Raw genomic sequence first — 21,143 nt, forward strand, 5'->3', positions numbered from 1 at the left:
TTTTAGAAAAACATGATAATTAGCAGGTTTGATATAATTATTCGAATTCTTGATGCGATTTTGAATAGGTACGCCACTTTTCGATACATTCCATCAAATCTTTTGGGATTTCAGAATCAAATCTCATAAATGTTTTGCTGATTGGATGTTCAAAACCCAATGTTTTGGCATGTAATGCTTGACGTGGTAAAATTTTAAAACAATTCTCAACAAACTGTTTGTACTTGGTAAATGAAGTTCCTTTGAGGATACCATTTCCTCCATAACGTTCGTCGTTAAATAGAGGATGTCCAATATGCTTCATATGAGCCCGAATTTGATGAGTTCGTCCGGTTTCTAATTTACAGGAAATTAATGTTACATAACCAAAACGTTCCAATACTTTGTAATGGGTAACGGCTGGTTTCCCATAAGCTTCATCTTGAAAAACAGCCATTTGCATTCGGTCTTTTAAATGCCTTCCAATATACCCCCGAATGGTTCCTTCATCTTCAGATGGATTCCCCCAAACTAAGGCAATGTATTCTCTCTCTGAAGTTTTATCGGCAAATTGTTTGGCCAAATATGCCATGGCATGGTCGGTCTTGGCTATAACCAATAAACCCGATGTGTTTTTATCAATACGGTGAACTAGTCCTGGTCTTTCGGAACTATTCATCGGTAAATTCTCAAAATGAAATGCCAATGCATTAACTAAAGTTCCACTGTAATTACCATGACCCGGGTGTACCACCATTCCGGCCTCTTTGTTAATGACCAGTAATTGATCATCTTCATATACAATGTTTAAAGGGATATCTTCCGGCTCTAATAAATATTCATAGGGTGGATGTGCCATAAGGTAACGCACAACGTCAAAGGGTTTAACCTTGTAATTTGACTTAACCGGGACATCATTTACTAAAATATTGCCGGAATTGGCTGCTTGTTGAATTTTATTTCGAGTGGTATTTTCAACAACTTGCATTAAATATTTATCAATTCGAACCAGGGATTGTCCTTTAGGAACCTCAAACCTATGATGCTCAAATAATTCTTCTTCAATTTCATTTTCCGGATTCAAATCTAATTTACTCATTTCCCTCTTCATATTTTTGAAGCAAACTATCTATTTCATTTTCATCAAATGCAATTTTACCATCACCTAAAACCAAATCAATTTTTGAAGTTTTCATTAATTTAGTTCCGGGTTTTACCACTTTTCCATTGTGTCGCATTTCCAAAACCATATCTTTCCCAAGGTATGGCTTGTAAGTAATCTCACCTAATTCTAATCCGAGTGATTTCAATGTGGGCTCAGCTTGACGGAAAGTTTTTTCAATTAAGTCCGGTAAAACTACTTGAGCATAACTTTCTGCATTTAGTTTTAGGTATACCTTACGTCCAGATTTAACTTTTGCCCCGGGTTTAGGCTCTTGAGTAACCACAGCAAACTTTGGAAAATCTTTATCATAGTCTAATGTATCCAAAATTACAAAGTCTAAGTCATAACTATCCAACTTTTCTTCGGCTTGTTCAACCGTCATTTTACTCAAATCGGGTACGGTAATTTCTTCACCATGATTGGTAAAATAAGATAACATATTAAAGAACACAAATGCAATCACTAAAACAATAGAAATTGCAGCAATCATTTGTTTGAAGAATATTTTACTTGTTAGATAAGCTCTTAGACTCATATTTATTTTGTTTGTTGCAAAGATATAAAATTATAAACCGTTTTTTGTTTCAATAAATAATGATAATTTTGTTTAACATAAACCTAACCTCTCAAACGCAATCAAATGAAAAATGTTGCCATCATCATGGGTGGATATTCCAGTGAATATCAAATTTCGCTTACCAGCGGCGGCGTTGTTTACTCCTATTTAGATAAAACAAAATACAAGGCTTTTAAAATTCATATTTTCAAAGAAAAATGGGTTTATGTAACCGATTCCGGTTCTGAATATCCCATAAATAAAAATGATTTTTCTGTAGATGTTGATGGGAAGAAATTAACTTTTGATGTAGTTTTTAATGCTATTCATGGTACACCCGGTGAAGACGGCTTAATGCAAGCCTATTTTGAATTATTAGGAATTCCTCAAACGAGTTGCGATTATTACCAATCGGCTTTAACCTTTAACAAAAGAGATTTGCTTTCGGTGTTAAAACCGTACGGAATCAAAACGGCAACTTCCTATTATTTGAATTTAGGCGATGATATTGATGCCGATTTAATTATCAAAACGGTTGGTTTACCTTGTTTTGTAAAACCCAACAAATCAGGATCAAGTTTCGGAATTTCGAAAGTGAAAACCATTGAGGAACTTCTTCCTGCTATAGAAAATGCCTATAAAGAAGATAACGAAATCATCATCGAAAGTTTTTTAGATGGTGTTGAAGTTTCGGTTGGAGTAATTAATTACAAAGGAAAAGTAACCGTTCTTCCTATCACAGAAATCGTATCAGAAAATGATTTTTTTGATTACGAAGCCAAATATTTGGGAAAATCGCAAGAAATTACTCCGGCCCGAATAAGCGATGAATTGAAACAAAAAGTAGAAACAGTTGCCAAAAGAGCCTATGAAGTCTTGAAAATGAAAGGCTTTTCTCGAAGTGAATTCATTATCGTAGATAACGAACCCTACATGCTGGAAATGAATACCATTCCGGGTATGACAACCGAGAGTATTTTGCCACAACAAGCCAAAGTTGCCGGAATTTCGTTAACGGAATTGTTTGATAATGCCATTGAATTGGCTTTAAAACCAAATTAAGTATGAAGAAAGCTATATTCCCCGGTTCTTTTGACCCGATTACCCTAGGGCATTTTGATATCATACAACGTGGTATTTCATTGTTTGATGAAGTCATTGTTGCTATTGGTGTAAATGCTGAAAAAAAATACATGTTTTCATTAGATGAACGTAAAAAATTTATTGAAGAAGCTTTCAAAGATGAGCCCAAAGTTCGCGTCATTACCTACGAAGGATTAACCATCGATTTATGCAAAAAAGAAAAAGCGGAGTTCATTTTGCGTGGTTTACGCAATCCGGCCGATTTTGAATTTGAAAAAGCTATTGCCCATACCAATCGACGTTTATCAAAAATTGAAACTGTTTTCTTGTTGACGGCCTCAAAAACCTCGTATATAAGCTCAAGCATCGTTCGCGATGTTATCAGAAACGGTGGCGACTTCACGGTTTTAGTTCCCGAATCAGTAAAAATAAAATAACTTTATGTTCCAATCAAAACTGGCTTTTTTCATATTTATTTTACCCTTTTTTGTTTTTGCTCAAAATTCCAATTGGCAAACTCCTTATGAAAAAGGAAATAAAAATCAAACCGCGACTTATGAAGAAGCGATGCTTTTTTACAAAAGATTAGCTTCTCAATACAACACATTAGAAATCAAAGAAATGGGACTTACCGATTCTGGTGAGCCTTTACATCTTTTGCTGTATAATCCGGATCGCAATTTTGATCTTTCAAAAAATCAATCGAAAGCCATTTTATTGATTAATAATAACATTCATCCTGGTGAACCCGATGGTGTGGATGCTTCGATGCTACTTTTTCGGGATTTGGTTTTACAAAAAATTCCAACACCCAAAAATACGATTATTGCGATGATTCCATTTTATAACATAGGCGGAACCTTAAATCGAAATTCCTTTTCAAGAGCCAATCAAAACGGACCGGAAGCCTATGGTTTTAGAGGAAATGCCAGAAATTATGATTTGAATCGTGATTTTGTAAAATCAGATACCAAAAATGCTAGAAGTTTTGCCGAAATTTTTCATCTTGTAAAACCGGATGTGTTTATTGATAATCACGTAAGCAATGGTGCCGATTACCAATATGTGTTTACTTATATTCAAACCCAACATCAAAAATTAGGTCCAGATATAGGCCTCTTTTTACAAAATGAAATGACACCGTCCATTAGAAAACAGTTATTGAAAAAGAAAATTGAAAGTATTCCCTATGTTACGGTTTATGGTGCAACACCGGATAAAGGGTTTTCACAAATGATGGATTTACCCAGATATTCAACCGGTTATACCTCTTTATTTCATACAATAGGTTATATGCCGGAAACACACATGCTCAAAAAATATGAAGATCGCGTAAAAGTGACCTATGAATTTATGTTGGAAACTATACAATTTACCGATGTTAATTTTAAAAAAATTAAAACGTTAAAAAAGGATAATGCAAAGACCTTTTCTTTCGGAAAATCTTATCCTCTGCAGTGGAAAATTGACAGTACAAAAGTGGAACAAATAGAATTTTTAGGTTTTGAATCCGGATACAAAAAAAGTGAAATATCCGGAAAAGACCGTCTGTACTATGATCAAAAGAAACCCTTTAAAAAGCAAATACCCTATTACACTTCTTATGTTCCCACCAAAAGCGTAACTATTCCCTCAGCCTATGTCATTCCGAAATCGTGGTGGAATGTTCTGGATTTGTTAAAACTCAATCAAATTGAAATGACACAATTGAAAAACGACACGATAATTGAAGTGGAAAAATATAAAATTGCAGATTACAAGACGAGTTCAAATGCTTATGAAGGGCATTATCAACATTCGAATACAACAGTAACTAAATCCATAGAAAAAGTTTCATTCCAAAAAGGAGACTATATCATTTCCACTCAACAATTTGGGGTGAAATATTTGTTGGAAACATTAGAACCTGAAGCTCCGGACTCCTTTTTCAATTGGAACTTTTTTGATGCGGTTTTGCAACAAAAAGAAGGTTATTCTGCGTATGTATTCGAAGATTTGGCTGTTGAGATTTTAAAGAAAAATCCATCTTTAAAGGAAAAATTGGAAAAGAAAAAAGCCGAAGACAAAGCATTTGCTGAAAATGGCTCAGCTCAATTGGATTGGATTTATAAAAATTCGGCTTATTATGAGGCCACTCACCTTACCTACCCGGTTTATAGAATTTTAAATAATTAAATCGTTTCTTTCTCAAATAACAGTTTAATATTTTCATAGGAATTGGTCAAACACGAAGCAATATTTTCGGGTTTGACCCATTCTACTTTTTCAATGCCCTCTTCCAATTGCCCTGTCATTTTTCCGGAAAAAGAAGTTTTCATTTCAAACCAATGGGTAATTTTCAATTTATAGCGACCGTTGCGTTTGAAAATATGATAGGTTTTTGTCAATTTACGCGTGATTTTCAAATTTTTTACTCCGGTTTCTTCTTCTACTTCACGTAGGGCTGTATCTTCAATTTCTTCGCCTTTTTCAATTCCACCTTTGGGTAAGTCCCATTTTTTATTGCGATAAATGAATAAAACTTCATTTTTATCATTAAAAACCAATCCGCCACCGGCTTTTTCAACCGGAATTTTAGCTTTCAATTTTTTGAGGATTTCTTTTTCATCCGGATGGTATAAAAAAGCTTTGTCCACTTTATTTTTAAAAATTTTGATGATAAGTTCTTTTATATCAACACTATCCAATAAAAAAAGTTGAAAATCAGTTTCTTTTTGTATCTGATTTGTCAAAAAAAGTGGCTTGTCGTTCACAAAAACTTTATACATTTGTAGTATGATTTTTAATAAAGATACAGCTAAAAAAACAGCCGAATTGCTTTTACAAATAAACGCAATTAAATTAAATCCCAAAAATCCTTTTACATGGGCTTCGGGATGGAAATCGCCAATTTATTGTGATAATCGGGTAACGCTCTCATTTCCACCGATTCGAAATTATATTCGGGAGGAATTTTCCAAACACATAGAAAAAGAATTTGGAAAACCCGATGTTATTGCCGGTGTTGCCACGGGTGCTATCGGTATTGGAATGTTGGTTGCAGAATACATGGGACTTCCTTTTGTTTACGTTCGTCCGGAACCCAAAAAACACGGTCGTCAAAACCAAGTAGAAGGTTTTTTGCAAAAAGGACAAAATGTGGTAGTTGTGGAAGATTTAATTAGTACCGGAAACAGTAGTTTAATGGCTGTTGAAGCCTTAAAAGAAGCTGGTGCTAATGTCAAAGGCATGGTTGCCATATTTACTTACGGATTTGATGTTTCGACAGAAAACTTCAAAAAAGCAAATGTAACGTTGCATACGTTGTCTAATTATGACAATTTATTAGAATTGGCTGTTGCCAAAAAATACATCACCGAAGAAGAACAACATACTTTACAAGAATGGCGTGTAAGCCCATCTACTTGGGGTGTGGAGGTTTGAGAATAGAAAATAAATTACCCGTTTACAGACAAGAGTCAACAGACAACATAAAAAAAATGAATTTAGAAAGCCCAAAAGTTACCGTAGAAAAATCAGCTCAGTACTTATTTGAATCCTTGAGTGATGTACGCAATTTTGAAAAATTAATGCCGGATACCATTGCCAAATTTGAAGTAACCGGAGAAGATTCTTTTATATTTGGATTAAAAGGAATGCCGGAAATCAAATTGAAAATGAAGGAAAAAAATGCTCCAACTCAAGTTGTTTTGGGAGCTGCTTCAGACAAACTACCCTTTACATTAACCGGAAATATTCAAGCTTTAGATGAAAATAGTTCGGAGGTACAATTGGTTTTTGATGGCGAATTCAATCCTATGATGGCCATGATGATCAAAGGTCCAATCTCAAAATTTATTGAGACGCTTGCGGCCCATATGAACAAATTATAATAACATTATTTCTTTTTATCATGTCCTTTTCATTTCAAGGAAATACAATTTGTATCTTTGAAAGAAAAGGACATGAAATTTTTATCCCTACTACTATTTTTTGTTTCATTGAGTGCTATTGCACAAACCGATTCCAGAATATACGAGATTATTGAATCGGTTTCCACAGAACGATTGCAAAAAGATATCACTACTCTAGCAAATTTTGGTACTCGAAATACCTTTAGCGATACGGTTTCAAACACAAGAGGTATAGGAGCCGCCAGACGTTGGATAAAATCAGAATTTGAATCCATATCCAAACAATGTAAAAACTGTTTGGAAGTATTTTACCAGAAAGACTTTGTAACTACCAATGTAGGGGAACGTGTTCCCAAAGACAGTTGGATAGTAAACGTGGTTGCCATTCAAAAAGGTACCAAATATCCCAATCGGTTTATCATTATGACTGGAGATATCGATTCCAGAAATTCGGACACCATGGATTATGAAGGTGATGCTCCCGGAGCCAATGATAATGCCACCGGAATGGCAGGAACAATTGAAGCTGCTCGTGTTTTGTCTAAATATACTTTTGAAAACAGCATCATTTATTTGGGCTTGGCCGGTGAAGAACAAGGATTGTTTGGCGGTAAAGGATTTGCCGAATTTGCTAAAAAAAACAATTGGGAAATTATTGGTGTTTTAAATAATGACATGATTGGCAACATTGAAGGAGTTGATGGTGTAATTGACAACCGAAGTTTCAGAATATTTTCAGAACCTACACCTCCTACTGAAACCGAAAGAGAACGTAACCAGCGTAGATTTTATGGAGGCGAAGTGGATGGAATATCCCGTCAATTGGCCCGTTATTCTCATAAGATGATACAAACCTACATGCCCGAAATGAATCCGATACTGATTTACAGATTGGACCGTTTTGGTAGAGGCGGACACCATCGCCCTTTTAATGATTTGGGTTATGCCGGTATCCGAATTATGGAAGCACATGAAAATTACAATAGACAACATCAAAATTTACGAACCGAAAATGGAATTGCCTACGGTGATGTTTTAGAGGGCGTAAACTTTGATTATGTGGCAAAATTAACCGCTGTAAATGCCGTAATTTTAGCCAACTTGGCTTGGGCTCCTGCAGCTCCTACCAAAGTGTTAATTGGAGGAATTGTAGAACCTAATACCAAATTACGTTGGGAAAAATCAAAAGATAAAAATGTAATAGGTTATAAAATCTATTGGCGAAACACTACTTCTCCACAATGGGAATTTAGTCGCTTTGTTGGTAATGTTGATGCTTTTGAACTCAAAGGAATCGTGATAGACAATTATTATTTTGGAGTAGCAGCAGTTGGAAAAGACGGACACGAAAGTTTAGTGGTATTTCCAAGTGATATTATTCGCAATACATTTAGAACTAAAAATTAGTTGCGAATTATTGCATCATAAATTACTTGCTGTATATTTTCTCGAATGTTATTTTGAGATAATAAATTTTTATCGGCATTAGGATAGGTTCTATTGGAAAGGAAAATATATACTAATTCTTCTTCGGGATCGGCCCAAGCCATAGTTCCCGTAAATCCGGTATGACCAAAACTATTCATTGAAGCACAACCACATGTAGGACCGGCCTTACCCAATTGCGGCTTATCAAAGCCAATGCCGCGTCGGTTGCCTTCCGGACAGTAATAGCAAGTATTGAATACATCAAAGGTTTCTTCAGAGAAAAATTGTTGCCCGCCATAATTCCCTTTTTGAAGAAAAAGTTGCATCATTTTAGCCATATCCATTGCATTGGAGAAAATTCCGGCATGTCCGCCTACTCCACCTTCCATAGCAGCAGCCATATCATGTACATAGCCTTGAATGGTTTGGTATCTAAAATAATTATCCTCCTCTGTGGGCGGAATAACACTCATATCAAATTTTTTCAACGGATTGTAAAGTGTATTATTGGCCCCTATTTTGGCATAAAACTGTTGTTCACTTAATTCATCTAATGCCTTACCGGTTGATTTTTCGATAAAATGTTTTAAAATTATAAATGTAAAATCACTGTACTTGTATTCTTTTTTAGGCAACAATTTACTGTTTGCAATAGTTTGCAAAATCGTATCTTGATATTCTTTTCTCAAATATAAATTTTCTGCCACTTGATAGGGAAAAGCTTCACTGTACAGTTTCTTATAATAAACATCCGAGGGTTTTTTATCAACTGTCAACGTTTGCTTGTAAAAGGGAACCCACGCTTGCAAACGAGCGTAATGTGAAAGCAAATCTTTAAAATTGATATTTTCCTTATCAGTGCCTTTAAAAATAGGTAACATATCCCCTAATTTTGTATCCAAAGTAACTTTCTTTTTATCATACAATTGCATAATATTAGGAAGAGTTGACACAATCTTGGTTAAAGAAGCCACATCGTAAATATCCGAATTCTTAACCGGAACTTGATTGTCATAGGTGTGAAAACCAAATGCTTTTTGATAAACCACTTTTCCTTTTCGAGCCACTAAAATTTGTCCACCAGGCGTCATTTTTCCGGCTATTGCTTTTAGCATAATCGAGTCTATACGTTGCAATATTTTAGGATTTAATCCCACATTTTGAGGATGAGTAAATCCTAATCGGTTTATTTTTTCTGTAGATAATCCCCAATTGACTTTAAATTCTTCATTGACTGAAACCGGTAATTTGCCTTTCGCTTGAATAGAACCAAAAATCAATTGAGCCGCTGCTTTTTGTGCATACTCATTGTTTTGGTAAGCCACAATAACACCATCTAAATCTTCAAAAGAAGGAAAAGCGGATAATGCATAAGGTTTAACAAATGAAGCAAAAATTACTTTTTTTCGTTTGGCAATTTCAGTAATCCAACGAACTTCTTCTGCTGAAAAATCATGCTTACGCCAAGCTCCATCGGCTTTGTGGTAACTAATTATAACTTTATTAAAATCGGATAATTGCATCAAAAGTGTATCTAACACCGGATTTGAAATTTCAGTTACTTCAGAATAATTCTTTAGTATTTCCGGAAATACACCGGGTTTATCATCACCCATTTTAACCCAAGCAATTTTATCTTTTTCAATATTTTTTATAGGTATCACTGTAGCTTTATTTCGCACTACAGTTACACTATTTTCATACAATCTATCCAAAAGGGCATCCGTTTCAGATGAATTTATAGAGTTGGTTAAACTTTTCTCGTTAATCAACTTCTGTTTAGCTAATCCGGCTTTGTATTTGTAATGCAATATTTTTTTTACGGAAAACGAAAGTCGGTCTTCGGTAATCAAATTTTGTTCGTACGCTTCTTTGATTTTTTTTACGGCAACCGGTACATTTTCCGGAAATAACAAAATATCATTTCCGGCTTGAAAAGCGGCTAAGTCTATATCTCCTGGACTTTTAAAATTACTCGCTCCTTTCATATTTAAGGCATCGGTAAAAATTAATCCTTTAAAATTCAATTCCTCTTTTAATAAATCGGTCACAATTACATTTGAAATGGAAGAAGGAAATCCTTTACGTGTTTCAAATGCAGGTACTTCAAGATGAGCAACCATTACACTGGCTAATCCTTTATTGATAAGTTTTTTATACGGATACAATTCTACATTCCGAATGTGTTCTTGCGTAAAATTGATAACCGGCAAAGTATAATGTGAATCGGTTGAAGTAGCTCCATGACCCGGAAAATGTTTTCCTGTGGCAAAAACTCCATTGTTTTGTAACCCAATCATCAAAGCCAAGGCTCTATCAGTTACTCGTTCTTTATCTTCACCAAAAGAACGGTTTCCGATAATCGGATTTTTGGGATTGGTATTGATATCTAAAACCGGAGCAAAATTAAAATGGACACCAAGTTGTTTGGATTGAAGTGCCATTTGTTTCCCTGCCTCTTCAATAAGCTTCAAGTCTTGAATAGCTCCTAAAGTCATGTTCCAAGGAAATTTTGATACCGAATCCAAACGCATGCTCAGTCCCCACTCGGCATCTATACCAATAAACAAAGGCGTTTTTGATAATTTTTGAAAACGATTGGTCATTTTTGCCTGACGAACGGGTCCGCCTTGGAAAAAAATCAATCCACCTATTTTTTGTTCCGTGATTAATTTATCTAACGATTTTATATGAGCCGAATCTTTATTAGAATAAGCCGCCACCATAAAAAGCTGACCTATTTTTTCTTCCAAAGAAAGAGCGTTATAAATACTATCCACCCATTTCTTTTCGTCTGTAGTTGGAACGGTATAATTAAATGAGGTAGAATGATGATATTCTAATTTAGGTAAAGTATCTTTTTGATGCGTTTGGGTTGGTTCATGAATAGCCAAAGGTTTCTGCTTGATTTTATTGGTTGCACAATTAACAACCACAATCAAGGTTAAAATCAACGGAACTATTTTAAAATATTTGCTATTCATAATTATTCAAAGACATCAATTTTAATGCCTTTTTAGGCCTAACGCAGTTTTTTAAGCTAAAATTATTATGTGATGAAAGTAATTTAAAAAAAGCGACTGTGCCAACTCTCGGCAGCGGGGACTTCCCAGCTTTCTTTCCATTCTTCAATAGTATTAACTAAGTTATTGAAAACAATGGTGTTCGAAGAAACCGCTTTTTCTTTGGCCATGCGTTTAAAATCAAGCAGAGATTTGTGTGTGATATATTCGCCTTGACGGTAGGTTACATTCATTTTGTCTAACAAATCTACCTTGTATTTTTGTTCTAAGGCTTGAATGAACTCTACCGACTTATCGATAGAACATCCGGTGGCTTGCTGTACTTCTTGATTTACAGCCAAAATGATAAATCGATTGTATTGAATGGTAAAAGAAGCTTCTAAAGACGTGCCATGAGCAGACCAGTCTTCAACAAAAGCTATTAAATCGTTTTCTATTTCTGTAACTTCATCATCCGAAAATTTTCGGTTGGATTGGTAAATCCAAATTCGAGATTCTTCCGGAAGGTTTTCAAAAGGAATGTACATTATTTTTTGGGTAAAGGGTTATGGGGAATTGGTGATAGGTTAGAAAAAATCCTTTTACCCATTACCTATCACCCATTACCTGATTTATAAATCTTGAGCGTTTGCAATCAACTCAGCCACATCCATGACTTTAATTGAAGCTTCTTTTTCTTTATTTTTCACACCATCAGTCATCATGGTATTGCAAAACGGACAACCCGCTGCAATAATATCCGGTTTAGTTTCCAATGCATCTTCGGTACGTTCGATATTTACTTCTTTATTACCGGGCTCGGCGTCTTTAAACATTTGGGCTCCTCCTGCTCCACAACATAAACCATTGGCACGAGAACGTTTCATTTCTAGTAATTCAGCATCCAGTTTTTGAATCAAATCGCGAGGTGCTTCATACACATTGTTGGCTCTTCCTAAATAGCAAGGATCGTGAAAGGTAATTCGTTTTCCTTTGAATTGGCCTCCTTCAATCGTTAAACGTCCTTCATCTAGTAACGATTTTAAAAATTGAGTATGGTGCACCACTTCATAAGTTCCGCCAAGTTCAGGATATTCATTTTTTAATGTATTGAAACAGTGCGGACAAGCCGTCACAATTTTTTTTACTTCATAAGCATCCATCACTTGAATATTCATCATGGCTTGCATTTGAAATAAAAATTCGTTTCCGGCTCTCTTTGCCGGATCACCGGTACAACTTTCTTCTGTTCCTAAAACGGCAAAAGAAACATTGGCACGGTTTAAAATCCGTACAAAAGCTTTGGTAATTTTTTTGGCTCTATCGTCAAAACTACCGGCACAACCCACCCAAAATAAAACTTCGGGTTGTTTGCCTTGAGCCATCATTTCTGCCATAGTTGGCACTACTAGATTTTCTGCCATGCTTTATAGATTGTTAGATGGTTAGATTATTAGACTTTAGGATTATTCTATTGTTCGAAAAATCTACTAATCTAAAAATCGTTAATTATTCATGATGTTCGTCATCAAAAACCTGAATAGTTACTTCTTTTTCAACCAAGTCGGTAAATTTTCCTCTGTAACGTGTGGCTTTTACTAAATGGTTGTCAATCCAATGGTAATTGCCTCCTCTAGGTTTTCCCATTACCATTCCGTGGTATTTGAATCCGTGTTTTTTTAACCAAATTTCGGTATATTCTCTGTGAGCTTCGGTTCTGGATGTAAAAAAGAAAATGATGTGACCTTCATCATACCATTTGTTCAATGTTTTCAAAGCATCCGGATACACTTCTGCTGTCAGCATTCGCTCGGGTTCCTCGTTTGGAATATCGTCGCAAATGGTACCGTCAATATCAATCAAATAATTTTTAATTCCCGGAGGTAAAATTGGGCTTAAATGTTGACCATTTTCGGTCACCGTTTGTAATTTCTTTTCAATGTCTTCCGCTTTCATTTTTTAAATTTTAATTTGTTTCACATGCATTAAACACCTCCCCAAGCCTCACATATATGGGAAATTGTTTGGTTTATATTATTGTTCGTCTTTCCAATTTAATCGGTCCATTTGATTGTATTGCCATGGAGCCCCGTTGTTTTCTATATTAGTCATCATTGCATTGAGCGACATGGGAGCAGCACTTTGTTCCATGACCAAATATCTTCTCATGTCCATTATAATAGATAACGGACTGATATTAACCGGACATTCTTCTACACACGCATTGCAAGAAGTACACGCCCATAGTTCTTCCGGAGTGATGTAATCATTTAATAAGGATTTATTATCCGGTACAAAAACACCTTTATTGGCATCGATGTTTTTACCCACTTCTTCCAATCGATCACGAGTATCCATCATTATTTTTCGTGGAGACAATTTCTTTCCGGTTTGATTGGCCGGACAAGAGGAAGTACATCGACCACATTCTGTACACGTATAGGCATTAAGTAATTGAACCCAATTCAAGTCTTGAACATCACTGGCACCAAACTTAGCCGGAACTGCATCAGGGTTGGCAGGAGCAGCAAAAGGATCGGCACTAGGATCCAACATTAATTTTACTTCGTTGGTAACACTTTCTAAATTATCAAACTTTCCTTTCGCATTTAAATCGGCAAAATACGTATTTGGGAAAGCTAAAAGGATATGCAGATGTTTTGAAAAATATAAATAATTTAAGAAAACCAAAATCCCACAAATGTGTAACCACCAAGCGGCACGTTCAATTACTATAACAACTCCCTCTGAAAGGCCATTGAAAAGCGGTGCAATAAATTGACTCACCGGAAAACTCCCCGCTTCGTTGTAATGATGCACGTCCATTTGTTGCAACCAAAGATCTGCTGCATTCATTAGAAGAAACAAAGACATCAATACGATTTCAAAATATAAAATATAATTGGCATCACTTTTGGGCCATGCTTTTAAATCAGAACTGATAAAACGCTTTAATTTGATTACATTTCTTCTGGTCCAGAAAAGGATGACAGAAACCACCACTAAAACGGCTAATATCTCAAAAGAAGCGATTAAAACATCGTAAAATCCTCCCATGAATGCAAAAACTCGGTGTGTTCCAAAAAGACCATCAATAATGATTTCTAACAACTCTAAGTTAATGATTATAAAACCAATATACACAATTATATGAAGTATTCCGGCGATAGGCCTTTTTACCATTTTGGATTGGCCTAGAGCAATCATAGCCATATTTTTCCATCGCTCAGACGGGTTGTCTTTCCGGTTTACATTTTGTCCTAATTTGATATTTCGGATTAATTTTTTGACATTGATGGCAAAATATCCAAATCCAATTGCTAAAAGAATCGCAAATAAAATATTATCTAAATAACTCATAAAAACTTATTTTTTAGTTTGAGTTGAATCGGTTTCTTTGGGTGCTACGTAAGGTTTGTTTTTCTTACCGAACAAAGAAACATTTACATATCGTGTAGGATTTAAACGTAAATCCTGTAACAAAAGTTCTAATTCTTTGGAAGATTTGGAGAAATTGTTGTAAAGAGCATCATCTTTTACCAGTTTACCCATAGAGCCCTTTCCGGCTTGAACATCAGACATGATTTGATTAACATTTGCCAGAGTAGTTTCTAAATTTGAAATGGTTTTCTTCAAATTAGACTTGGCAATAGAATCGGATATCTTAGCAAAGTTTGACGAAGCAACTTCCAAATTTGAGGTAGTTTGATTTAATTTTTGCTTGTTTTCGGCTAACAAGGTATTGATTGTTTTAGAAGATTCACTGAACTCCTTGAGTGTTTGATCTAAATTGGCAATACTATTTTTCAAATTCTGCTTGGTCTTATCATCCAAAACCTGATTTAAATTGGTTAATAATAAATCAGCATTAACCATCATTTTTTCAATTTTGTCTTGAAGAGGCGTAAGTTTTTCAGTAACTAAATCGGTTAACCCCGGTTTAACTCCTCCGGTTAAATACTCATTTGATTCGGCTAAATTTTTATCTTGAAAATTTGGAACAATTTGAATTTGTTTACCACCTATCAATCCCGGTTCATATATTCGTGCAATGCTCGACTTTGAAATAGGAAAATCTGAAGATATTTGCAATTCTACTTTTATCTTTCCGGTATTATCAGAAAAGCTAACCTCTTTTACTTTTCCTACAATCAAACCATTAATAGTTACCGGAGCTGATGGCATTAACCCTTCTACATCATCATATAATACAAAAAAGGTTTTGTGAGAGGTAAGTAAATCAGTTCCTTTGAGAAAACTATATCCCCAAATGAAAATTAAAATAGATGATAGAACTAATATTGCGGTTTTAATTTCTCTAGTTATTTTCAAAATCGTGTGTTTTTTACAAATTTAAAATAAATTTAGGACAAATTATTTTTTTAATGCTTCTTGAATGCTAATCTTTTTTCCGTTTTGAAATGCCACAATGAAGGCAGATTCATAACCTTTTGATTTGGCTTCTTGCAAATTGCGTTTTGCCTGTTCGTAACTTGTTTCTTCTGCGAAGAAATATTTGATTAAACCATTTTCTTTGAGCATTGAAATAGGACTTAACCCATTAAAATTTTGAGGAACCAAATCCAGCAATTTGCCGCTAGCAGATATTTGAACTTTAAATACTACACCGGTTTGCACAGCTGGTTCTTTAACTTCAACTTTGGGTTCTTCTTTTACGGCTACTGGCACCTCTGATTTGGGTTTTGGAGTTTCTGCAATAACCTTAGGTTGTTCTTTTGGTAAAGTTTCTGTAGAAGGTTTAGAAGGTTTATCATCTTCTGTTACTGAACTCCCAGTGCCGTAATATTCTTTTTTGTATTTTAAAATTCCTTCTGCAATTGCTTTAGCCAATTCTTCTTGACCTTTATCACTGTTCAAATATTCGCCTTCTTTTTTATTGGATACAAATCCCAATTCAACCAAAATACCCGGCATAACAGTAGCATCTAAAACCCAAATTGGAGCTTGTTTTACTCCTCTGTTTTTTCTTCCTAAATTATTGGTAAAATTATCTTGAATTTTACTCGCCAATGAGATACTTTGATCTAAATTCTCTTCTTGAATCAACTTCAATCCGGTTAAAGTAAGAGGGTTATTAGGATCAAATCCGGCATATTTAACTTTATAATCCGACTCTAAAGTAATTACACTGTTTTCCTTTTTGGCAACTTCTAAATTTGTAGCATTACGGGTAAGACCCATTACAAAAGTCTCGGTTCCATAAGGTTCGTAATTGTTTACCCCATTACAATGAATGGACACAAACAAATTGGCATCAGCTCTATTGGCAATATTGGCACGTTCTTTCAATTCTATAAAAACATCGGTTTTTCGGGTGTAAACAACTTGAATATCATTATGTTTTTCCAACAATTTACCTACCAATAAAGTAACATTCAAAACAATCTTTTTCTCTACATAACCATGATGAATGGTTCCAAAATCTTTACCTCCATGACCTGCATCGAGAACCACTTTGAATTTGGAATTATTTTGAGAAAAGCCTGAAAAAACTATCAGTAAAAAAACAGTAAGAAATAGAAATTTGAATTTATTTGAATCGTACATACTCTAAAAGTTAATTTAAATTAAAACTCTACGTTTTAAATTTTATTATTTACTTATTTTTGACCAAAAATATTGTGTAAGTTTGGCACTCCAAAAACCAAGCCATAATTTTACAAAAATAGCATTAAAACCTTTGCGTACAAACTTATTTCATATCGTTTTATCAGTATTTTTCCTAACAGTAGGATTACCAAAAAGTTATTGTCAGGATTTGAAACCCAAAGGCGGTAATTTTCCTGCGGTTAAAAGTAAAGACAGCCTGATAATCAATCCAAATGATACTGTAAAATTAAACGATACGATTCGAAAAGATACACTTAAGAAACCTTCAAAAAAAGCTTTTTTGGAAGGATTGGTAACTTACAATGCACTTGACTATCGAAAAATAGATCAAAAGAAAAAGCAAGTCACTTTATACAATAAAGCTGAGTTATTTTATCAAGATATAGAGTTGAAAGCCGGCATTATAATTTTGGATTACGAAAAACAAGAAGTTTATGCTGGTAGAATAAAAGATTCAACAGGTAAATTTACACAAAGACCTGTTTTCAAACAGGGTTCAAATGTGGTAGAACCCGATTCCATTCGATTTAACTACAAAACACAAAAGGCATTAATATGGAATTCCCGTTCAGATCAAGGTGAATTTAGAGTATTGGCTGAAAAAACAAAAAAAGAAAATGATTCGGTTTACTTCTTACAAGGTGCCAAATTCACAACATCTAAAGACATTGACAATCCGGAATATTACTTTTATACCAATAAAATTAAATTAGTACCCAAGAAAAAAGTGGTAACGGGATTGACCCACATGGTAATTGCCGATGTTCCTACTCCAATTGCGGTACCTTTCGCTTTTTTTCCCATGACAGAGGAGAGTAGTTCCGGAATAATTGTACCTACATTTCAAGATACACGACGACAAGGTTATTCTTTACAAAACGGGGGCTATTATTTAGCTTTGAGTGATTATTACGATTTAGCAATTTTGGGAGATTATTACACCAATGGAAGTTATGCCCTCCGATTTCAATCAAGTTATGCCGTAAAATATAAGTTCAATGGTAATTTTAATATTCGTTTTGAAAATTTAATACAAAGTGAGCGTGGCTTTCCGGATTATACCAAATCAAACATCTACAACATTCAATGGTCTCATTCACAGGATGCCAAATCCAATCCATCCTCTCGATTTTCGGCATCAGTAAACCTTGGAAGTAGTCGATTTTTTCAACAGTCGCTCAATCAAATCAATGTGGGGTCAACTCTAAATAACAATTTGAGTTCGTCAATTTCTTATGCCAAAACCTTCAATTCTGTTCCCCAAGTGAATCTTTCACTTTCGGCAACACACAATCAAAATACCAGAACTCAAGAGATAAATATGACCTTACCCACTCTTCAAGCGAGTGTAGATCGAATTTTTCCTTTTGCACCCAAAAACGGAGTCAAAAAAGGATTTTTGAGAAATATTAACTTTCAGTACAATTTGAGAGGCGAAAACCGAATTACTACTACAGATTCACTATTTTTTAAATCGGAAATGTTTAGAGATGCTCAAAGTGGGTTTCAACACTCCATTCCGTTGAGCACCAACTTTAAAGTTTTCAGACATTTTAGTGTTTCTACCAGTGCCAACTACAATGAGGTATGGTATTTTAAAACCATCAATCGTAACTTTGACACCGATTTAAATCAGGTAGTTACACGAGACGTCAATGGGTTTGATGCTTTTAGAACCTACTCCTTTTCTACAAGCGTTGGAACCACTATTTATGGAACATTTAATTTTGGTGAAACCAAAAAAATTCAAGCCATCCGACATGTAATGCGTCCCTCAATTTCTCATAGTTATACGCCCAGTTTTGAGCAATACTATGATACCTATGCTTTAGATGCTTCGGGAAGAACCGCTCAATACTCGCGATTTGAAACCGGTATTTTTGGTGCTCCAAACAGCTCTTATGCAAATTCTATAGGATTCAATTTGAGTAACACTTTTGAAGCTAAAATGACAGATAAAGACAGTACCAAAACAGAGCCCAAAAAAGTGATGTTACTCAACCAATTAAACTTTTCTACGAGTTACAACATGGCAGCTGATTCTCTACGTTGGGCACCTATGCGAATGAGTGGTGGTACAACTCTTTTTGATAACAAAATGAATGTGAACTTTGCGGCAACACTAGACCCCTATGCCATAAATGCAGCAGGAAGAAGAATTGAAAAATGGAACATTGATAATGGCGGTAGTTTATTTCGAATGACAAGTGCTAATATGACAGTAAACTATTCCTTATCCAGTAGTGGAAAGGAAAAAAAGAAAAACACGCAAGGAGCCAGAAATGGGGGTCGAGAAGACGATCTATTTGGAACAAATACAGACTTTAGCGACAGAAGAGAGAGTCAGTTTGACGCGTCAGAGGAATCCGGAGAAGTCAGTCAGTTTTACAACGCTGAGTTACCATGGGACTTAACTTTTGCTTATTCTTTGACATATGGAAATAATTCCAGAGAGAAAAAAATAACCGGAAACTCGGTAATGATTTCAGGGAATGTTGATTTAACTCCCCGCTGGAAAATGGGGGTTTCTACCGGATATGATTTTGTGCAACAAGGAGTAACTTTTACTCAATTTCGATTTGAAAGAGATTTATTAAGTTGGAGAATAGATTTCAATTGGTCACCCTATGGAGAAAATGCCTTTTGGGGATTTTTCATAGGCATAAAATCTTCCGTACTTAGTGATATTAAGTGGGAAAAACGTTCTTTACCAGATAGACAATTACGATAACTTATGAAGAAAATAATACACACAACAGCAGCACCTGCACCAATAGGTTCCTACAACCAAGCGGTTATGGTAAACAACACCCTGTATACTTCGGGTCAGATTGCTATAAATCCTGAAAATGGAGAATTAATTATAGATTCGATTGAATCTGAGACTACTCAAGTGATGAAAAACTTGGAAGCTATTTTGAAAGCCGCAGATATGACATTTGAAAATGTTATAAAATCTACGATTTTTATTATGGATATGAATAATTTTGGTAGAATTAACCAAATTTATGGTTCCTATTTTAGTGAAGAAACGGCACCGGCACGTGAAACGGTTCAAGTAGCTTGTCTACCAAAAAATGTTAATATTGAAATTTCGGTTATAGCCGTTAAATTTTAAAATTAACGGATTCCATTTAACAACAACTGGGCAGTTGCTTCATTGGTTGCAAGCGGTATGTTGTGAACATCACAAACACGTATTAGCATATTTACATCAGCCTCATGAGGGTGACTCGAAAGAGGGTCTTTAAAAAAAAGAACCATTTTTGTTTTACCTTCGGCTACTCTACCAGCTATTTGAGCATCACCTCCTTGAGGTCCTGAAAGCATTTTTTTAACTTTAAATCCGGCCAATTCTGCTTTTGAACCAGTAGTTCCGGTAGCAATAAGTTTAATGGTATTTTGAATTAAAAATTCGCGATTTTTATTCAAAAATTGAACCATGTCTGCTTTTTTTCCATCATGAGCAATAATAGCAATTTCCATATGATTTTAGATAAAAAAACCACGTAAAAACGTGGTTTGTTCTTATTTATTTAGGATATGATAGGCAATCAAACCATCGATTGGTCTACGCAATACATTTCCAATTTTAATATCGTAATTGGTTAGAATCTCGGTAAGTTCATCTTTAAGGTAAAATGCAATAGAACCCACAAAATGAACAGGAACTTCCCTACAATTATCGTATTGCATTATATAATTTTTGGCAAATTTCTTGAGTTCTTTAAAAATAATTTTTTTACAAAAATCATTTTCTTTGTGTTTAATAATAAACTTAGCAAGAGTTGCTAGGTAGGCATTAGGATTGGGTTCTTTGTATAAATTGGCTTTTATATAATCGGCATCCAAATTAAATTCGGATTCAAACTCAAGAGCCAATTCTTTGGGCATTTTATTAAAGTAGTACCCTCTCAATAAATGTCTTCCAAATCGGTTTCCGGAGCCATCATCCATGGCTATATAGCCCAAAGATTGTACTTTTTGATGCAATACTTTCCCATCAAAAAAACTGCAATTGGAACCCGTACCCAAAATACAAACTATAGCTTCTTCGTTTTTAGGTGTAGTGGCATAAACAGCAGCATAGGTATCTTCATGAACCGTTATTTCGGCATTTTTGAAATATCCTTTGAAAACTTCGCTCAAAAAATTCTTCATCCTGTCTGTACCACAACCGGCACCATAGAAAAAGAGTTGTTTGGCTTTTTGTTTGTTTTGAGATATATCAAATTTATCATCCAGTCTACTGATAATTTGTTCTTTAGTTAAAACTTCCGGATTTAAACCCAAAGTTTGTGTAGTAAAAAGAACCTTACCTTCATCATCAATTGCAATCCAATCGGCTTTGGTAGATCCTCCATCAACTAATAATTTCATTTCTTTATGATTTAGTTATAAAAATC

Annotated in this window: 20 protein-coding genes; 8 read left to right on the forward strand and 12 right to left on the reverse strand. The window is 34.8% G+C overall.

The genetic code is table 11. The features are described from left to right. Positions 1–37: 37 nt before the first annotated feature. Positions 38–1,078 (reverse strand): RluA family pseudouridine synthase, encoded by a 1,041-nt coding sequence (locus V7M80_RS01970; protein ID WP_333693680.1) that lies wholly within the window; start codon positions 1,076–1,078, stop codon positions 38–40. Further along, the gene (locus V7M80_RS01975; protein ID WP_333693681.1) at positions 1,071–1,679 is read right to left on the reverse strand and encodes a PASTA domain-containing protein; all 609 of its coding nucleotides are present in this window, start codon (positions 1,677–1,679) and stop codon (positions 1,071–1,073) included. Before V7M80_RS01975 ends, V7M80_RS01970 begins: the two co-directional genes overlap by 8 nt. A 105-nt stretch (positions 1,680–1,784) precedes the next feature. Between V7M80_RS01975 and V7M80_RS01980 the strand changes: the two genes are divergently transcribed. Genes V7M80_RS01980 through V7M80_RS01990 form a run of 3 tightly spaced genes read left to right on the forward strand, consistent with a single transcriptional unit; the run spans position 1,785 to position 4,958 of the window. Continuing rightward, on the forward strand, positions 1,785–2,762 hold the full coding sequence (locus V7M80_RS01980; RefSeq protein ID WP_333693682.1) for a D-alanine--D-alanine ligase: 978 nt from the start codon (positions 1,785–1,787) through the stop codon (positions 2,760–2,762). A 2-nt stretch (positions 2,763–2,764) separates the two neighbouring features. Continuing rightward, entirely contained in the window at positions 2,765–3,220 is a 456-nt protein-coding gene (coaD, locus tag V7M80_RS01985; RefSeq protein WP_026709945.1) for a pantetheine-phosphate adenylyltransferase, read from the forward strand. Positions 3,221–3,224: 4 nt separating this feature from the next. Beyond that, entirely contained in the window at positions 3,225–4,958 is a 1,734-nt protein-coding gene (locus V7M80_RS01990; RefSeq protein ID WP_333693684.1) for a M14 family metallopeptidase, read from the forward strand. On the opposite strand, the gene V7M80_RS01995 is transcribed toward V7M80_RS01990, so the two are convergent. After that, positions 4,955–5,551 (reverse strand): NUDIX hydrolase, encoded by a 597-nt coding sequence (locus tag V7M80_RS01995; RefSeq protein ID WP_333693686.1) that lies wholly within the window; start codon positions 5,549–5,551, stop codon positions 4,955–4,957. The genes V7M80_RS01990 and V7M80_RS01995 overlap by 4 nt on opposite strands. Before the next feature lie 7 nt (positions 5,552–5,558). Here V7M80_RS01995 and pyrE point away from each other — a divergent pair, with 7 nt between their 5' ends. From pyrE to V7M80_RS02010, 3 genes are all read left to right on the forward strand, one after another. Continuing rightward, on the forward strand, positions 5,559–6,206 hold the full coding sequence (gene pyrE, locus V7M80_RS02000) for an orotate phosphoribosyltransferase (RefSeq protein ID WP_333693687.1): 648 nt from the start codon (positions 5,559–5,561) through the stop codon (positions 6,204–6,206). Positions 6,207–6,262: 56 nt separating this feature from the next. Then, positions 6,263–6,655, forward strand: a complete 393-nt coding sequence (locus V7M80_RS02005; protein ID WP_333693689.1) for an SRPBCC family protein — start codon at positions 6,263–6,265, stop codon at positions 6,653–6,655. Positions 6,656–6,727: 72 nt separating this feature from the next. Further along, the gene (locus tag V7M80_RS02010) at positions 6,728–8,083 is read left to right on the forward strand and encodes a M28 family metallopeptidase (protein ID WP_333693691.1); all 1,356 of its coding nucleotides are present in this window, start codon (positions 6,728–6,730) and stop codon (positions 8,081–8,083) included. On the opposite strand, the gene V7M80_RS02015 is transcribed toward V7M80_RS02010, so the two are convergent. The 7 genes from V7M80_RS02015 to V7M80_RS02045 form a co-directional block, all read right to left on the reverse strand. Continuing rightward, positions 8,080–11,088 (reverse strand): glycoside hydrolase family 3 N-terminal domain-containing protein, encoded by a 3,009-nt coding sequence (locus V7M80_RS02015; protein ID WP_333693693.1) that lies wholly within the window; start codon positions 11,086–11,088, stop codon positions 8,080–8,082. The genes V7M80_RS02010 and V7M80_RS02015 overlap by 4 nt on opposite strands. An 83-nt stretch (positions 11,089–11,171) precedes the next feature. After that, complete coding sequence (locus V7M80_RS02020) at positions 11,172–11,654, reverse strand: ABC transporter ATPase (RefSeq protein WP_333693694.1); 483 nt, start codon at positions 11,652–11,654, stop codon at positions 11,172–11,174. An 84-nt stretch (positions 11,655–11,738) separates the two neighbouring features. Continuing rightward, the gene (locus V7M80_RS02025; protein ID WP_333693695.1) at positions 11,739–12,530 is read right to left on the reverse strand and encodes a (Fe-S)-binding protein; all 792 of its coding nucleotides are present in this window, start codon (positions 12,528–12,530) and stop codon (positions 11,739–11,741) included. A gap of 85 nt (positions 12,531–12,615) precedes the next feature. Continuing rightward, the gene (locus V7M80_RS02030; RefSeq protein WP_026709953.1) at positions 12,616–13,062 is read right to left on the reverse strand and encodes an LNS2 domain-containing protein; all 447 of its coding nucleotides are present in this window, start codon (positions 13,060–13,062) and stop codon (positions 12,616–12,618) included. 78 nt (positions 13,063–13,140) lie between these two features. Further along, on the reverse strand, positions 13,141–14,466 hold the full coding sequence (locus V7M80_RS02035) for a (Fe-S)-binding protein (protein WP_333693697.1): 1,326 nt from the start codon (positions 14,464–14,466) through the stop codon (positions 13,141–13,143). A 6-nt stretch (positions 14,467–14,472) separates the two neighbouring features. Then, complete coding sequence (locus V7M80_RS02040) at positions 14,473–15,438, reverse strand: MlaD family protein (protein WP_333693699.1); 966 nt, start codon at positions 15,436–15,438, stop codon at positions 14,473–14,475. 42 nt (positions 15,439–15,480) lie between these two features. Next, complete coding sequence (locus V7M80_RS02045) at positions 15,481–16,674, reverse strand: N-acetylmuramoyl-L-alanine amidase (RefSeq protein WP_333693700.1); 1,194 nt, start codon at positions 16,672–16,674, stop codon at positions 15,481–15,483. 82 nt (positions 16,675–16,756) lie between these two features. On the opposite strand from V7M80_RS02045, the gene V7M80_RS02050 reads away from it, so the two are divergent. Both V7M80_RS02050 and V7M80_RS02055 read left to right on the forward strand, forming a co-directional pair. Further along, positions 16,757–19,468, forward strand: a complete 2,712-nt coding sequence (locus tag V7M80_RS02050; RefSeq protein WP_333693701.1) for a putative LPS assembly protein LptD — start codon at positions 16,757–16,759, stop codon at positions 19,466–19,468. 3 nt (positions 19,469–19,471) lie between these two features. Beyond that, positions 19,472–19,855, forward strand: a complete 384-nt coding sequence (locus V7M80_RS02055) for a RidA family protein (protein WP_333693702.1) — start codon at positions 19,472–19,474, stop codon at positions 19,853–19,855. A 2-nt stretch (positions 19,856–19,857) separates the two neighbouring features. Here the strand turns inward: V7M80_RS02055 and V7M80_RS02060 are convergent, their stop codons facing one another. Together V7M80_RS02060 and V7M80_RS02065 are read right to left on the reverse strand one after the other, a co-directional pair. After that, positions 19,858–20,223, reverse strand: coding sequence for a methylglyoxal synthase (locus tag V7M80_RS02060; protein ID WP_333693703.1), 366 nt, complete (start codon positions 20,221–20,223; stop codon positions 19,858–19,860). 42 nt (positions 20,224–20,265) lie between these two features. Then, positions 20,266–21,117: a BadF/BadG/BcrA/BcrD ATPase family protein gene (locus V7M80_RS02065; RefSeq protein ID WP_333693704.1), complete on the reverse strand. Its 852-nt coding sequence runs from the start codon at positions 21,115–21,117 to the stop codon at positions 20,266–20,268. Positions 21,118–21,143: the final 26 nt, after the last annotated feature.

The sequence above is a fragment of the Flavobacterium sp. genome (genome assembly GCF_036759525.1).
Lineage (GTDB): Bacteria > Bacteroidota > Bacteroidia > Flavobacteriales > Flavobacteriaceae > Flavobacterium.

Bases quoted from the DNA above. Each gene is read 5' to 3' on its own strand.
- V7M80_RS01970 (WP_333693680.1), bottom strand. From the start codon at position 1,078: ATGAGTAAATTAGATTTGAATCCGGAAAATGAAATTGAAGAAGAATTA.
- V7M80_RS01975 (WP_333693681.1), bottom strand. From the start codon at position 1,679: ATGAGTCTAAGAGCTTATCTAACAAGTAAAATATTCTTCAAACAAATG.
- V7M80_RS01980 (WP_333693682.1), top strand. From the start codon at position 1,785: ATGAAAAATGTTGCCATCATCATGGGTGGATATTCCAGTGAATATCAA.
- coaD (WP_026709945.1), top strand. From the start codon at position 2,765: ATGAAGAAAGCTATATTCCCCGGTTCTTTTGACCCGATTACCCTAGGG.
- V7M80_RS01990 (WP_333693684.1), top strand. From the start codon at position 3,225: ATGTTCCAATCAAAACTGGCTTTTTTCATATTTATTTTACCCTTTTTT.
- V7M80_RS01995 (WP_333693686.1), bottom strand. From the start codon at position 5,551: ATGTATAAAGTTTTTGTGAACGACAAGCCACTTTTTTTGACAAATCAG.
- pyrE (WP_333693687.1), top strand. From the start codon at position 5,559: ATGATTTTTAATAAAGATACAGCTAAAAAAACAGCCGAATTGCTTTTA.
- V7M80_RS02005 (WP_333693689.1), top strand. From the start codon at position 6,263: ATGAATTTAGAAAGCCCAAAAGTTACCGTAGAAAAATCAGCTCAGTAC.
- V7M80_RS02010 (WP_333693691.1), top strand. From the start codon at position 6,728: ATGAAATTTTTATCCCTACTACTATTTTTTGTTTCATTGAGTGCTATT.
- V7M80_RS02015 (WP_333693693.1), bottom strand. From the start codon at position 11,088: ATGAATAGCAAATATTTTAAAATAGTTCCGTTGATTTTAACCTTGATT.
- V7M80_RS02020 (WP_333693694.1), bottom strand. From the start codon at position 11,654: ATGTACATTCCTTTTGAAAACCTTCCGGAAGAATCTCGAATTTGGATT.
- V7M80_RS02025 (WP_333693695.1), bottom strand. From the start codon at position 12,530: ATGGCAGAAAATCTAGTAGTGCCAACTATGGCAGAAATGATGGCTCAA.
- V7M80_RS02030 (WP_026709953.1), bottom strand. From the start codon at position 13,062: ATGAAAGCGGAAGACATTGAAAAGAAATTACAAACGGTGACCGAAAAT.
- V7M80_RS02035 (WP_333693697.1), bottom strand. From the start codon at position 14,466: ATGAGTTATTTAGATAATATTTTATTTGCGATTCTTTTAGCAATTGGA.
- V7M80_RS02045 (WP_333693700.1), bottom strand. From the start codon at position 16,674: ATGTACGATTCAAATAAATTCAAATTTCTATTTCTTACTGTTTTTTTA.
- V7M80_RS02055 (WP_333693702.1), top strand. From the start codon at position 19,472: ATGAAGAAAATAATACACACAACAGCAGCACCTGCACCAATAGGTTCC.
- V7M80_RS02060 (WP_333693703.1), bottom strand. From the start codon at position 20,223: ATGGAAATTGCTATTATTGCTCATGATGGAAAAAAAGCAGACATGGTT.
- V7M80_RS02065 (WP_333693704.1), bottom strand. From the start codon at position 21,117: ATGAAATTATTAGTTGATGGAGGATCTACCAAAGCCGATTGGATTGCA.